At 71.2% G+C, this 13,605-nt stretch carries 12 protein-coding genes; 8 read left to right on the forward strand and 4 right to left on the reverse strand.

Features of this window, described 5'->3' with window-relative positions:
* Window positions 1-101 precede the first annotated feature (101 nt).
* The 6 genes from LIV37_RS47445 (at window position 102) to LIV37_RS47470 (ending at window position 6,249) form a co-directional block, all read left to right on the forward strand.
* Window positions 102-1,088 (forward strand): hydroxyacid dehydrogenase, encoded by a 987-nt coding sequence (locus tag LIV37_RS47445; RefSeq protein ID WP_121826534.1) that lies wholly within the window; start codon window positions 102-104, stop codon window positions 1,086-1,088.
* 64 nt (window positions 1,089-1,152) lie between these two features.
* Complete coding sequence (locus tag LIV37_RS47450) at window positions 1,153-2,283, forward strand: mandelate racemase/muconate lactonizing enzyme family protein (RefSeq protein WP_020874220.1); 1,131 nt, start codon at window positions 1,153-1,155, stop codon at window positions 2,281-2,283.
* 38 nt (window positions 2,284-2,321) lie between these two features.
* Complete coding sequence (locus LIV37_RS47455) at window positions 2,322-3,635, forward strand: ABC transporter substrate-binding protein (protein ID WP_020874221.1); 1,314 nt, start codon at window positions 2,322-2,324, stop codon at window positions 3,633-3,635.
* 11 nt (window positions 3,636-3,646) lie between these two features.
* On the forward strand, window positions 3,647-4,600 hold the full coding sequence (locus LIV37_RS47460) for a carbohydrate ABC transporter permease (RefSeq protein WP_020874222.1): 954 nt from the start codon (window positions 3,647-3,649) through the stop codon (window positions 4,598-4,600).
* Entirely contained in the window at window positions 4,590-5,450 is an 861-nt protein-coding gene (locus LIV37_RS47465; RefSeq protein ID WP_121826533.1) for a carbohydrate ABC transporter permease, read from the forward strand. Before LIV37_RS47460 ends, LIV37_RS47465 begins: the two co-directional genes overlap by 11 nt.
* Window positions 5,451-5,454: 4 nt before the next feature.
* The gene (locus tag LIV37_RS47470) at window positions 5,455-6,249 is read left to right on the forward strand and encodes a sugar phosphate isomerase/epimerase family protein (protein WP_020874224.1); all 795 of its coding nucleotides are present in this window, start codon (window positions 5,455-5,457) and stop codon (window positions 6,247-6,249) included.
* 100 nt (window positions 6,250-6,349) lie between these two features.
* On the opposite strand, the gene LIV37_RS47475 is transcribed toward LIV37_RS47470, so the two are convergent.
* Window positions 6,350-7,279, reverse strand: a complete 930-nt coding sequence (locus LIV37_RS47475; protein ID WP_020874225.1) for a right-handed parallel beta-helix repeat-containing protein — start codon at window positions 7,277-7,279, stop codon at window positions 6,350-6,352.
* Window positions 7,280-7,472: 193 nt separating this feature from the next.
* On the opposite strand from LIV37_RS47475, the gene LIV37_RS47480 reads away from it, so the two are divergent.
* Entirely contained in the window at window positions 7,473-9,866 is a 2,394-nt protein-coding gene (locus LIV37_RS47480) for a GH92 family glycosyl hydrolase (protein WP_373920799.1), read from the forward strand.
* A gap of 4 nt (window positions 9,867-9,870) precedes the next feature.
* On the opposite strand, the gene LIV37_RS47485 is transcribed toward LIV37_RS47480, so the two are convergent.
* Together LIV37_RS47485 and LIV37_RS47490 are read right to left on the reverse strand one after the other, a co-directional pair.
* Window positions 9,871-10,272: a DUF3662 domain-containing protein gene (locus tag LIV37_RS47485; RefSeq protein ID WP_020874227.1), complete on the reverse strand. Its 402-nt coding sequence runs from the start codon at window positions 10,270-10,272 to the stop codon at window positions 9,871-9,873.
* A gap of 57 nt (window positions 10,273-10,329) precedes the next feature.
* Window positions 10,330-11,994, reverse strand: coding sequence for a purple acid phosphatase family protein (locus tag LIV37_RS47490; protein ID WP_020874228.1), 1,665 nt, complete (start codon window positions 11,992-11,994; stop codon window positions 10,330-10,332).
* Between the two features lie 170 nt (window positions 11,995-12,164).
* On the opposite strand from LIV37_RS47490, the gene LIV37_RS47495 reads away from it, so the two are divergent.
* Window positions 12,165-12,650, forward strand: coding sequence for a MarR family winged helix-turn-helix transcriptional regulator (locus LIV37_RS47495; protein WP_158635001.1), 486 nt, complete (start codon window positions 12,165-12,167; stop codon window positions 12,648-12,650).
* Between the two features lie 6 nt (window positions 12,651-12,656).
* Here LIV37_RS47495 and LIV37_RS47500 read toward each other — a convergent pair whose 3' ends face one another.
* Window positions 12,657-13,505, reverse strand: a complete 849-nt coding sequence (locus LIV37_RS47500) for a hypothetical protein (protein WP_121826531.1) — start codon at window positions 13,503-13,505, stop codon at window positions 12,657-12,659.
* Window positions 13,506-13,605: the final 100 nt, after the last annotated feature.

Below are 13,605 nucleotides of genomic sequence, written 5' to 3' on the forward strand. Positions count from 1 at the left end.
GGGCGATGCGAAAGTGGGCTTGGACGGGCATGGCGGCGCGCCCCTACGGTCATGACGACCGCGCAGGGCAGATCCGCACCGATCCCGTCCGAGGAGCCAGGTTGTCCAGACTCGCCGTCGCCATGACCCCCCAGCGTGCCGCCGATGTGATCAGCGCCGAGGCACGGCGGCTGATGGCGGAACGCTACGAGGTGAGCTGGGCCGATGAGCCGCTGACCGCGGACGTGGTGGCCCGGCTCGCCGTCGGCAGCGATGTGCTGCTGACCAGCTGGGGCACACCCCCTCTGGACCGGGCGATCTGGGCCGGTGGCGATGGCCCCCGGGTGGTGGCCCACGCCGCCGGGACGGTGAAGAAGCTCATCGACCGCGAGGTGCTCGACCAGGGCGTCGCGGTCTTCTCGGCCGCCGGGCGGATCGCCTGGTCCGTGGGGGAGTACTGCCTGGCGGCGATGCTCACCCTGGCCCGCAGGCTGCCGCTGTTCGACACCGCGATACGCGCCGGCGGCTGGAAGCAGAGCGGCTTCCGGGGCGGTGAACTCACCGGCCGGCGGGTGGGCGTCCTCGGTGCGAGCTCCACGGCCCGCGCCCTGATCACCCTGCTCAGGCCGTTCCGCTGCGATGTGGTGGTCTACGACCCGTATCTGGACCAGGAGGCGGCCGCCGCGCTGGGGGTGCGGACCGGCACGCTGGAGGAGGCCCTCGGCTGCCCGTTCGTCTCCGTCCATGTGCCCGATCTCCCCGACACCCGGGGTCTGGTGAGTGCCCGGCTCATCGAGCGGATCCCCGACCACGCCGTGGTCGTCAACTCCGCCCGGGGACCGGCCGTCGACCAGGGCGCGCTGCTTGAACAGGTTTTGGCGGGGCGGCTGTTCGCCGCGCTGGACGTCTTCGACCCCGAGCCGCCGCGGCTCGGCGAGTCCGTGCTGAGCTGCCCGAATCTGCTGCTCACCCCGCATATCGCCGGGGACACCGTGGACGGGCATCTGGCGCTGGCCGGATATGTGATGGCGGATGTGGCCGACTGGCTGGACAAGGGTGTCCGCGGTCCGAGCTTCGTGGACCCCGCCTCCTGGCCCATCGCCGCCTGACCGGCCCCCGCGCTCCGCAGCCGGCCGTTCGCGTCATCGACCTCATGTCAGGAGTCACTTCACCATGTCGCGTATCACGGCGGTCGAGGTCTTCCCCGTGGCCGTGCCCTTCGCCCGGCGGTTCGTACTGGGCAGCGGCGCCGTCGGCACCCCCGATCAGGCCGGGTCGGTCATCTTCGTCAAGCTGACCACCGAGGACGGGGTGGTCGGCTGGGGCGAGCAGCGCGCCCTGCCCAGCTGGAGCTATGAGACCGCCGAGACGATCGCCGTCGTCATCAAGCGCCATCTGGCCCCCATCCTCCTCGAACTCACCCCGTTCGACGTGGAGTTGTTCCACGCCCGGGCGAGCCGCCTGCTGAGCCCGTCGGTGTCCAACGGCTTTCCGTTCGCCCGCGCCGCGGTGGACATCGCCCTGCACGACGCGGCCGGCAAACTGGCCGGGCTGCCGGTCCACGCCCTGCTGGGCGGCAAGCTCCGGGACACCGTGCCGCTCTGCTCGGCCATCGGGGTGGGCGAGCCCGCCGCCGTCCGCGAGCACGCCCAGCAGTCCTCGGACTACACCGCCTACAAGGTGAAGATCGGCGGCGACCCCGCGGCGGACACCGCGGCCATCACCGCTGTCGCGGAGGTCGCCGCGGGCAAACCCCTCTGGCTGGACGCCAATCAGTCCTACCGGCCGACCGCCCTCACCCGCCTGATGGGCGCCGTGCGCGAGGTGCCGCACCTGACGTGCGTGGAGCAGCCCGTGCCGGGCACCGACACCCTCGGCCTGCGCCGGGTGCGGGACCTGATCGGCCTGCCGGTGGCCATCGACGAGGGCAGCTTCACCGCCCAGGACCTCGCCCGCACCCTGCGCCTGGACGCCGCCGACCTGGTGGTCGTCAAGATCTGCAAATCCGGCGGGCTGCGCAACGCCCTGAAGACCGCCCAGGTCGCACTGGCGAGCGGCCTTGAGGTGCTGGCCAGCGGGCTGACCGACTGCGGCATCGGCTTCGCGGCCGCGCTGCACCTCTTCAGCCAGCTGGAACTGGCCCTGCCCGCCGAACTGAACGGACCGGAGCTGCTGGCCGACCTCTACGTGGAGAACCTGGACATCGTCGCGGCCACCGCCACCGTCCCCTCCGGCCCCGGGCTCGGCGTCGAGGTCGACGAGGAACGCATCCGCGCCGAATCCCTGGACATGGCCTGGTCCTGAACATCCGCGCACCCAGACCCAGCAGCGAGGAGACGACGATGTCTTCCAGCTTTTCCCGGCGCGCCCTGCTCAAGGGGGCGACCCTCGGCGGACTCGCCACCACGGGAGCCCTCAGCGGCTGCTCCTCCGGTCCGCCGCCCTCCACGGCCACCTGGTCCATGTGGTCCAGCAGCCCGGAGGAGAACCGGGTCTGGGCCGACTTCGGACACTATGTCGAGCGGCGCATGCACATCAGATCGTCCTCGACCCTCACCCCCTCCGACGGCTACCCCACCAAACTCGACCTGCAGCTCGTCAGCGGAACGGCCGGCATGGTCACCGCCCTGAACGGCTGGCTGATCCCCACCTACGCCTCCCGCGGCGCGCACCGGCCGCTGGACGCTCTCATCGCCGCCGACCCCGACTTCGACCTCGACGACTTCTACCCCGCCATCCGGTCCATCTCCTCGTTCGCCGGCCACACCTACGCCATCGGCTTCGACGTGGCACCGACCGTGCTCTACTACAACAGGACACTGCTGGAGCGGAACGGTGTCGATCCGCCGTCCCCGACCGAGCCCATGAGCTGGGACACCTTCCGGGAGCTGGCCGTCGAGCTGAGCAAGCCGACGGACCAGTACGGCTTCACCTGCGCCCCGACCATCGACGACCTGGTGTCCTGGATCTACTGCGCCGGTGGCGACGTCCTCGACGGGGACCGTGACACCAGCCCCCTGGACGCCCCCGAGGCTCTGGAGGCGATCCACTACGTGGTGGAGCTGTTCGTCAAGGACCGGGTCACCCCGCCGATCGACAATCTGGTCGCCCAGAACGCCTCCGGCACCGCCCTGGCCAACTTCCTCCAGGGCAACGTGGCATTCATGCAGAACGGCCCGTGGCAGGTGCTCAATGTCCGCAAGGCGCCCTTCACATGGGACATCGTGCCCTTCCCCGCGGGACCGGCCGGATCCACACCGCGGGTCTCGGGCTCCAGCTTCGCCATCCCCTCGGGCGTCAAGGACGACGACCTCGACCTGGCGTGGCGGCTGCTGAAGACCCTCACCAGCACGGGCGCGCTCAACATCTACGCACGGGCCGGGCGCAACAACCCCGCGCGGCTCTCCGCCGCGAGCGCCTTCGAACCGCCGCCCGCCAACCTCGGCATCGTCCAGCGGATCCTGAAGGGCGAGGTCGCCGGCGGCCATCCCTTCAACGTCACCACCAACTGGAACCGCGTCCGGCTGCTGCTGGGCCAGGAACTGCCCCGGGCCTTCCTCGGCCAGGTGAGCGTCCGCGACGCGATCGACGGTGTGATGCCACGGCTGAACGCCCTGATGCGCCAGCACCGGGACGCCGTCCGCCAGGCCACCTGAGGAGGATCACGATGGCTGTCGAAACCCCCGCCGCGGCGACCGCGGCCCCACGGCGTACCCCGCGCGGCCCGCTGCGCGGCCCCCGGTTCGGGCGGAACGGCTCGGAGACGCTCGCCGCCTGGCTGTTCCTGCTGCCGAGCCTGGCCGGATTCCTGATCTTCACCGCCGGTCCCGTGGTCGCGGCCGGGGTGATCTCGCTGCTGGACTGGAACCTGTTCAGCCCGCCCCACTTCACCGGGCTGGACAACTTCGCCCGGCTCGGCCCGGACACCACCTTCTGGTCGGCGCTCGGCAACACCGCGTACTTCACCTTCGTCAGTGTGCCGCTGACGCTGCTGGTCAGCCTGGGCCTGGCGCTACTGCTCAACCAGGGGCTGCGGCGCATGGCGGTGTTCCGGTCGCTGCTCCTGCTGCCCTACGCGACGATCACCGTGGCGGTGGCCTTCGTCTGGGTCTGGCTCTACATCCCGCACGACGGGCTGATCAACGCGGTGCTCGGCGTCTTCGGAATAGACGGCCCTGCCTGGCTGATCTCGGACGACTGGGCCATGCCCGCCCTCATCCTGATGAGCGTCTGGAAGAGCTTCGGCTTCGGCATGGTGATCTTCCTCGCCGGGCTGCAGGCCATTCCACAGCAGCTCTACGAGGCGGCCAGGGTGGACGGTGCCTCGCCCTGGCGGACCTTCCGCGCGGTGACGCTCCCCCTGCTGTCGCCCTCGGTGTTCTTCACCGTGGTCACCTCGATCATCGGCTCCTTCCAGGTCTTCGACCAGGCGCTGGTGATGACGGACGGCGGGCCGGGATCCAGCACCACCACGCTGGTGATGTACATCTACCGGACCGGATTCCAGAACTACGAGCAGGGCTACGCGGCCGCCCAATCGATGGTGCTGTTCGCCTTCATCGTCGTCATCACCGCGGCGCAGTTCCTGCTCCAGCGGAGGCTGGTGCACTATGACATCTGACGTGCCCGCGCTCGTGGCCCTCCGCCGCTCGCCCGTGGCGGCCCGGCGGCTGCTGGTGTTCACCTGTTTCCTGGTCACCGCGGTCACCCTCACCCCCATCGTGATGATGGTGCTGGTGGCCTTCCAGTCAGACGCCGAGTCGATGGCGGCACGGCCGTCGTTCTGGCCCGGCAGCTGGCACCCGGAGAACATCGGCCGCGCCTTCGACCTCGTCCCGCTGGGCCGCTATCTGCTGAACACCGTCTTCTTCGCCGGTGGTACGGCGCTCCTGGAGACGGTCACCGCGGCGCTGGCCGCGTACGCCTTCGCCCGGCTGCGCTTCCGGGGCCGGAGCGTGCTGTTCGGCGTCTATCTGACCACCTTGATGATCCCCTCGCAGGTCACGCTGATCCCGCAGTTCATCCTGGTGGCGAAGTTGCACGGGGTGGACACCTGGCCCGGGATGATCCTGCCGCACGCCTTCACCGCGCTCGGGGTGTTCCTGCTCCGCCAGTTCTTCCTGGGCGTGCCCCGCGACTACGAGGAGGCCGCCCGCCTCGACGGCGCGAACCGCTGGCAGACGTTCATCCGGGTGATCGTCCCGCTGGCCATCCCGGCCATCGCCACCCTGGCGGTGTTCAAGTTCATCAGCCAGTGGAACAACCTGCTCTGGCCGCTGGTGATATCCAACAGCGACTCCACCAGGACCGCGGCCGTCGGGCTCCAGGTGTTCCAGTCCACCAACGGCACCCAGTGGAATCTGCTGCTGATGGCGGCCGCCATCACCACCGTGCCGCTCATCCTGCTCTTCTTCCTCACCCAGCGCTGGTTCGTCAAAGGCATCACCATGAGCGGGCTCGGAGGCCGCTGACACCATGACATTTCTCTGGTCCGTGTTCACCAAACCGTGGTCCACGCTGCCCGGCGACACCCTGGGCCGGCTGGTGTCCGGCCTCGGCTTCACCGGCGTGGAGGTCCCGGTCCGGGACACCGCGTACGTCACCCCGGGCGAAGCGGGGCGGCTGCTGCCGGAGTTCACCGCGCGGCTGCGGGCGGAGGGCGTCGAGGTGATCAGCGTCGCGAGCGACCTCCGCGAACCCGTCTTCGCGGCGTGCCGGGAGGCGGGCGTGCCGATGATCCGGGTCATGGCCGAACTGGGCCCCGACGGCTATGCCGCCTCGGTCCGGCGGGCACGGCGACGGCTGGAGGACGCGGCGCCGCTCGCCGAGGGGTATGGCGTCCAGGTCGGGGTGCAGCCGCACCACGGGCGCTATGTGTCCTCCGCACTGGGGGTGCTGGACCTCCTCGACGGCCTGCCGGTCCAGCACTTCCGGGTGATCTGGGACGCCGCCCATGACGCGCTGGCGGGCGACGATCCGCGGGTCACGCTGCCGCTGGTCGCCGAGCGGCTCGGCATCGTCAACCTCAAGAACGCCATCCAGGTGCGCACCGAACCGGCCGGTGAGGCCGTCGGCGGGCACTGGAAACCCTGGTTCGTGCCGGGCCCCGAAGGGCTGGCCGACTGGTCGGCGGCGCTCGGCCGGCTGGCGGAGCTCGGCTTCACGGGCCCGGTGTGTCTGTCCGGGCAGTACTCCGACCCCGGTGTCCCGGTCGAGAAGCGCCTGGTGGCGGATCTGGCGGCGGCACGCGGTGCGGCGGGCGCCGCATGACCGGGCGTCCGCTCTCCCGAGAGGAAAGAAGGAAGGTACCCCGGGGGGAGCGGGAGAACCCCGCGCCCCCGCTCCCCCCGGCTCCTCCTCCCAGAGGCCCCTACGGCAGGCCGCCCGGCTTCGGCCCCCGGTAACCCGGACGGGACGAGGCGTCGATGCCCACCTCGTAGCGGATACCGGGGTGCAGGGTGTTGCCGCCGACCCGGGCGCCGGTCGAGTGGTAGGCGAGGCCGATGGCGTGGTGGGTGGGCGCGGCGAACTCATTGCCGGTGATGGTGGCGTTCCGTACGTCCTCGAACATCAGCGCCTGGGAAGCGCGGAGCGTCTCGCAGTGGTTGCCCCTGATGGTGAAGTCGCCGGTGGTGCCGTGGCCGTCACCCTCGCCGTCGTTGGGGCCCTCCGCCATCAGACACATGTTGTCGATGTCCTCGCAGCGGTTGTTCTCGATGCGGACACGGTGGCTGGTCGGGGTGTCGCTGGCGAAGGTCTGCATGCAGTCGGCGTGCCGGCCATGGCCGTTGTCGGTGTCGCGGACGGTGTTGTACGCGATGGTCAGATCGTCGCCGAAGAACCGGATGCCGTCGCCGTCCCCGCCCCTCGGGCCGATCACGGTGTTGTTCCGCACGGTGACGCGGTGGCCGGTCAGCTCGATCCCGGGCGCCTCCGGCCGGAGGGACCGGAACCCGTCCACGATCACATCGTCGGCCTCGATGGTGATGCCGTCCACCGCTTCCCCGCCCCCGGCGTAGGCGATCGGGTGCTCCCGGCTCCCGCCCTTGGTGATGACCAGCCGCTGCCGGGACAGATCGCCGTCGAAGCAGACGGTGTCCCCCGGCTTCGCCCGGCGCGCCGCCTCCCGCGGGGTGGCGGCACGCAGGGTGCAGCGCTCGGTCCCCTTCCCGGTGGTGAGCGACGCCGTCGGCCCGGCGGCGTCCCGCCCCTGGGGCCATGACGGACGCGCCAGGGCGGCCAGGAGGGCGAGGACCGAGACGGCGAGGAAGCCGAGGACGAGTCTCCAAGTGATCCGCATGGCGGGAACCGTAGAGCGGGACCCCGGGGACCGGTCCCGCCGTCAGCCGTGCGCCGCTGGCGTCCAGTTCACTCCGGCGTCACCATACGCCCCTAGGTTCACTCCGACACATGGAAGGGCGTGATCCCCGATGGAGACGCACAGAGCGCAGCGAAAGAGACTCAGGTGCCGGTCGGCGCTGGTCGGCGGGGGAGTGGCGGTGGCGGTCGGCGCCCTGCTCGCCCCGCTCGTCGAGGCCCCCGCGGCGAGCGCGGCGCCACGGGCCGACGAGGTACGTCACCCCGTCGACCACGTGGACCCGCTGATCGGCTCCGCGGGCGGCGGCAACACCTACCCGGGCGCCACCCTGCCGTTCGGCATGATCGCCTGGTCCCCGACCAGCACCACCGGCGACCAGACCAACACCGCGGCGGCCAACGGCTATTCGTACGACACCACCCGGGTCCGGGGCTTCAGCCTCACCCATGTCAACGGCGCGGGCTGCCACCCCGGAGCCGCGGGCGATGTGCCGATCATGCCGTTCGTGGGCGAGGTCGACAGCTCTCCCACCGCCGACACCAAGGACCAGAAGTACGCCGCCACCTTCTCGCACGAGAAGGAGAAGGCCGAGCCCGGCCACTACCGGGTGGGGCTCGACTCGGGCGCGGCCGCCGATCTCGCGGTGAGCGAGCGGGCCGGTGTCGCCGACTTCTCCTTCCCCCGGAACGCCCCGGCCCGACTGCTGTTCCGCACCTCCAACTCGCTCAACGGCAGCGAGAACGCCCACATCGAGATCGACCGCCGGCGGCACAAGGTGACCGGCTGGGTGCTCACCGGGGCGTTCTGCGGACGGCGCGCCAACGGCGGCGAGAACAACCGCAAGACCTACTACCGCCTCTACTTCAGCGCGTCGTTCGACCGTGCCTTCTCCACCGTGGGCACCTGGGAGAACGACCGGCTCTCACCCGGTGCCACCACCGCCGACGGCGGCGAGGGCTATCTCACCGGCGCCGACCGGGCCGGGCGCGGCTCCGGCGGATACGTCGGCTTCGACACCGTGCGCGACAACGATGTCCGGATGCGGCTCGGCATCTCGTACGTCTCCCTCGCGGGCGCCGAGGCCAATCTCCGCACCGAGATAGCGCCCCGGGCGAGCGTCGCCGACGTGGCCGCCGCGGGACGGGCCGCCTGGGACCGCCGGCTGCGCGCCATCCGCGTCAGCGGCGGCAGTGAGCCGCGCCGCGCCGCGTTCTACACCGCCCTCTACCACGCGCTCCAGCAGCCCAACCTGATCAGCGACGCCGACGGCCGCTACCCGGGCATGGACGGCACACCGCACCGGATCGAGCGCGGGCAGACGGCGCAGTACAGCAACTTCTCCGGCTGGGACCAGTACCGTGCCCAGGTGCAGCTGCTCGCCCTGCTCCAGCCCGAGGTCGCGGGGGACTTCGCCCAGTCGCTGCTCAACTTCGCCCGGCAGAACGGCGGGGTGTGGGACCGCTGGGTGCACATCAGCGGCGCCACCCATGTGATGACCGGCGACCCCTCCGCCGCCACACTCGCCACCTTCTACGCCATGGGGGTGCGGAACTTCGACGCCAAGGGCGCCTTCGACTCCCTCTACCGCCAGGCCACCGTCCCCCACCCCGACGGGCTCTCCGACAAGGGCTGCCCGGGGCAGTGCGAGGGCCAGCGCCCGGGCCTCGCCCAGTACCTGGAATCCCGGTACGCCGCACAGGACGCCTGCCACTGCTGGGGCGGCGCCGCGGAGACCCTGGAGGACTCCGTCGCCGATGACGCGCTCGCCCGCTGGGCCCGGCTGCTCGGCCGCACGAAGGAGGCCGACGAACTCGGCGCGCGCGGCGGCTACTGGCGCAATGTGTTCAACCCCCGGGCCACCGGCACGGCGGGCTACATCCAGGCCAGGAACCGGGACGGCTCCTGGGTGACCCCCTTCGACCCGGCGTCCGACCGGGGCTTCGCCCAGGGCAGCGCGGCCACGTACACCTGGATGGTGCCGCAGGACGTCCAGGGGCTCGCCGACGCCATGGGCGGCCGCGACAAGGCGGCGGCCCGGCTGGACGGCTTCTTCCACAAGCCCGACGGCTCCTGGTCGGTCCGCGGCGGCGACCCGCTCCGCTACGACCCCACCAACGAACCCGGCATCCACGCCCCCTGGCTCTACAACGCGCTCGGGCAGCCCTGGAAGACCCAGGAGACGGTGCGCCAGATCGTCACCACCGTGTACGGCACCGGGCCGAAGGGGCTGCCCGGCAATGACGACCTGGGCACCATGTCCGCGTGGTACGTGTTCGCGGCGCTCGGCCTCTATCCGCAGGCCCCGGGGCGCGCCGAGGCACTGCTCACCGGTCCGCTCTTCCCGCGCGCGGTGATCGCCCCGGCGGGGCAGCGGCGCGCCCTGACCATCGACGCCCCGGACGCGTCCGACACCCACCCCTATGTGCACGCGGTGCGGGTGAACGGCAGGCCGCACGACACCTCCTGGCTCGACGGCTCCGTCGTGCGCCGGGGCGGTTCGCTCTCCTTCGACCTGGCCGACCGGCCCGACACCAGCTGGGCCACCGACCCGGGCGGGCTGCCCCGCTGACGGACTAGGCCGTCGCGTCGGCGAACGTGTCGGCGCGGATATGGGTCATGGGCCGGCCCACCACCCGGTACCTGCCGTTGGGCACCCGGTCGGACCGGGACACGTGCACGGTGAGCGGGCCGACCCACTCATAACCCTTGTCCTCCGCATGGCGCATCAGCTGGTCCGTCAGTTCCTGCCCCACATGACAGCCACGCCGGGTGAGCTCCTCGTGGACCGGGTCGGCGAGCTCGACGTCATAGACGTTGGGCACGACCACCCGGGTCGGTCCGCACACCACGGTGTGGCTGTCGCATTCACGTTTCAGCGCGCCGAGGAGTTCGACGGGCTCGCCGCGGACCACCTTGGCGAGCAGCGACGCCTCCCAGCGCTCTATCGCCCGTTCCCATCGGTTCAGCGTCTGCATGCCCACCCGCGTTCCCGAAACGGATCACCTCATGCCTTGATCGGCGCGGCTCACCGGTCATCGGCGCCGCTCACCGTCGCTACGGGTCCGCCGGAGCGTGAAGGTGTCCACGGGCTCGATACGGCCGTAGAGCCCGGTGACCGCGTAGTAGGTCACCGACATGGTGGTGGGGCCGCCCGGCCTGGTGCCGGGGTCGACGGTGAACGCGGCGAAACCGTAGGGGTTCACCCGGTCGCGCACCGCCGACCACGGGGCCGCCTCCGTCACATAGACCGGGGTTTTCCGGCCGTTCGCACCGGTGTCGCCGACACCGGTGATGACATTGCACCGAGGGGTGTCGAACAGGACGTCCATCGACGGGATCGAGGTGCCACCGCCACCGATGACCATGTGCACCGTTCCCGCGCCGGTGTCCACCAGATCGGTACGGGTGGCGGCGGGGGTCGGCGTCATCGTGTCGTTGGGCTCCCGGCCACGGATCGGGTGGGAGCGCTCGTAGTGGTGTTCATGGCCGCAGACGACCAGGTCGACGCCGTACTTGTCGAAGAGCGGCAGCCACTCCTGCCGGATGCCGAGGTCGGCGCCGTTGCCCGGGTGGTCGGCCGTGGAGACGACCACCTGGTGCATGACGACCACGATCCAGTCGATGTCCCGGTCGGCCCGGGCCCGGCTGAGCTCGGCCTCCAGCCAGCGCCGCTGCGCCCCGCCGGAGTAGCCCCGCACATAGGTGTTCCCGGCGTCCTGAAGGGCCACGTCGTCATTGGCCAGGCTCACCACGCGCACCGAGCCGACGGTGAAGGCGTACCACAGCCCCTGGGTCTCGTCGTCGCCACCGTTGCCGGGCAGTGAGAAGTACGCCTGGTAGGCGGCGAACCCGATCGGCCCGTTGCCCAGCTCGTTCTCGTGGTTGCCCGCCGCGGGCATCCACGGCCGGAACCGCGAGGACCGGCTGGTCATGTCGAACCAGTCCGCCCAGGTGCGCAGCCGGTCCTCGGACAGATTGGCGTAGCACAGATCGCCGTTGATGAGGTGGAACAGGGGCGCGACCCGCTCGACGGCGGTGGTCACGTCGTTGGCGTACGGCGAGCCGAGGTTGTCGTTGAGATAGGTGAGCTTCTCGGTGATCTTCGGCGGCTTGGGGCCGTTCAGCTTGCCCACCGTGGGCGTGCCCTGGTCGCCGAAGCTGGTGAAGGTGAACGGCGCCCGGCCCGCCGGCCCGGTGCGGAACGACCCCGCCTCCGGCGTCGCCCCGTCGTGGACTGCGGCGTAGACGTAGTCGGTGCCGGGGCGCAGCCGGCCCAGCCGGGCGTGGTGGACATACACGCTCTGCCGGGACTTGGCGTCGCGGTAGAAGGTGGTCCGCGCGGTGACCTCGGTGCCCATGCCCTGGGACGGGGTGCCGAGCATGACACGCGGCCGTCTCACCGGGACCGGTGTCTGCCAGGACACCACGACCTCCCGGGCGGCGTCGGCCCCGAACTGCAGATGCGGCCCGCTCACCGGTGGCGTCCCGGACCCCTCCGGCCGGGTCCACAGCACCGGCGAGGCCGCCACCGCCTCCTGCTGGGACAGATATGTGCCCGCACCGGCCGCCGCGGCGCCCGCCACGCCCAGCAGCTCCCGGCGGCTCACCCGGGACGTGGCGGATGCGGTGGCCGCCGTCGCCGATCCGGTGGCCGGCGCGGCCGATGGGGTGGCCGTGTTCTTCGGTGTCGTCGTCATGGGGCCGAAGCTCCCACGCGCCCGCCGTCGCCGGACACCGTGGCGCCGTGAACAGCGCGGTACGGCGGGCTACCGGCGGACGACCGGACGGCGAACCCCGACAACCATCTGGGTGGACGGTGGCGGATGCGCGTTGCCATCGGCGGTGGCGGCGCCGCACGCTGGTGTCCGTGAGCGATCGGGACGAGGAATTGCGCGGGCTGGACGTGGTGCTGCGGGAGCTGCGCCACGCCCGGCACGGGCTGTACGGACCGCTGGTGCGGGAGCGCTTCCTGGGCGGGCTGCCCGCCGGTGTCACCCCGACCGGCTACCGGGTGCTGCGCCTCGTCGAGGCCAGCACCCCACCGCCGCCCACCGTGTCCGACATCGCCGCCCTGCTGCTGTCCGACCGGGCCCGCGCCGTGCGCGTCGTGGACCGGCTGGCGGCGGCGGGGCTGGTGACCCGGGTGCGGGACACCGTGGACCGGCGGATACGGAGGGTGGCGCTGACCGACACCGGGCGCCGCCATGTCGCCCTGGCGGCCGCCCGGCGGACCCGGCTGCTCGGCGAGGCCGTCGCGGACTGGCCGGACGAGGACCTCGCCCGGCTGACGGACTGCCTGGAGCGGCTCAACGCCTCCGTGGCCCGCCATCTCCCGGTGCCCGGCGACCGGTGACGTCGGCTACGCCTTGGACGCCCGGAAGTTCCGGAACAGCAGATAGGTGTCGAGGATGTCCGACGAGGCGCTTTCGACCGAGCGGTAGATGCCCCACTTGGGCCGCTGGTAGTCGTCCTGGTCGGGCATCTTCACATTGGACATGCTGCCCTGGACCGCCACCGGGGCGCCGGACCCGGTGCCGTTGCGCACCACGCAGGCCGCCTTGCCGTTCGAGCCGACGGTGAAACTCCACTCGATGGTGATCCACTTGTTGCGCAGCGGTGCGAGGTTGGTCGAGGCGATGTCCGGTGAGCCGGAGTTGGCGTACGCACGCGCCCGCAGCAGTTCCGTACTGCCGCTGCGGCCCAGGTCCAGGGTGATGTACGGACCGCCGTTGTCCACCGGGGTCTTGGTCTGGAAGATATGGGTGAACTTGCTGGTGCCGTGCAGCGAGGTGGGCATGAACATCTCGTAGCTGAGGCTCCACGTCTCACCGTCGCGCATCTTCAGGGCGGAGCCGCCCTGCACCATGCCCTTGGACTCGGTGCGCTGGCGGTCGCCGCCCCCGGTGGTGTCCCGGTCGTCCTTCCAGATGTTGAAGCGGTAGTGGTCACCACCCTCGACGATCACGTACTTCCGGTCGGGGTGAGCGCCGCCTCGGTCGGCCTCGATGCCCTCGAACGCCTTGAGCCCGTCGCTGGACGGGTCAGGATGCCAGAGCAACTGCGCGGCCGCGGCGCGCGAGGCGGCGGAGGCCGGGGTGGCGCCCGAGGTCAGCTGTCCGAGGGCGATCGGTGTTCCGACGGCTGCCGCGGCCATCGAACCGAGGACCCGGCGGCGGCTCAACGGGCGGGGAGGGGGGAGTTCTGCCATGGTCGTTGACTTCCTTCCTGATCCGGTAAAGGAGTGGCGTGCTCATGGCGCACCACGCAGATTGGACCGGACCAAATGGACCGTCAAGGCTCACGGGTGG

The organism is Streptomyces rapamycinicus NRRL 5491, from assembly GCF_024298965.1.
Lineage (GTDB): Bacteria > Actinomycetota > Actinomycetes > Streptomycetales > Streptomycetaceae > Streptomyces > Streptomyces rapamycinicus.

Excerpts from the sequence above, each read along its gene's own strand:
- LIV37_RS47470 (WP_020874224.1), top strand. The coding sequence starts at position 5,455 with ATGACATTTCTCTGGTCCGTGTTCACCAAACCGTGGTCCACGCTGCCC.
- LIV37_RS47490 (WP_020874228.1), bottom strand. The coding sequence starts at position 11,994 with ATGACGACGACACCGAAGAACACGGCCACCCCATCGGCCGCGCCGGCC.
- LIV37_RS47460 (WP_020874222.1), top strand. The coding sequence starts at position 3,647 with ATGGCTGTCGAAACCCCCGCCGCGGCGACCGCGGCCCCACGGCGTACC.
- LIV37_RS47500 (WP_121826531.1), bottom strand. The coding sequence starts at position 13,505 with ATGGCAGAACTCCCCCCTCCCCGCCCGTTGAGCCGCCGCCGGGTCCTC.
- LIV37_RS47450 (WP_020874220.1), top strand. The coding sequence starts at position 1,153 with ATGTCGCGTATCACGGCGGTCGAGGTCTTCCCCGTGGCCGTGCCCTTC.
- LIV37_RS47455 (WP_020874221.1), top strand. The coding sequence starts at position 2,322 with ATGTCTTCCAGCTTTTCCCGGCGCGCCCTGCTCAAGGGGGCGACCCTC.
- LIV37_RS47465 (WP_121826533.1), top strand. The coding sequence starts at position 4,590 with ATGACATCTGACGTGCCCGCGCTCGTGGCCCTCCGCCGCTCGCCCGTG.
- LIV37_RS47485 (WP_020874227.1), bottom strand. The coding sequence starts at position 10,272 with ATGCAGACGCTGAACCGATGGGAACGGGCGATAGAGCGCTGGGAGGCG.
- LIV37_RS47475 (WP_020874225.1), bottom strand. The coding sequence starts at position 7,279 with ATGCGGATCACTTGGAGACTCGTCCTCGGCTTCCTCGCCGTCTCGGTC.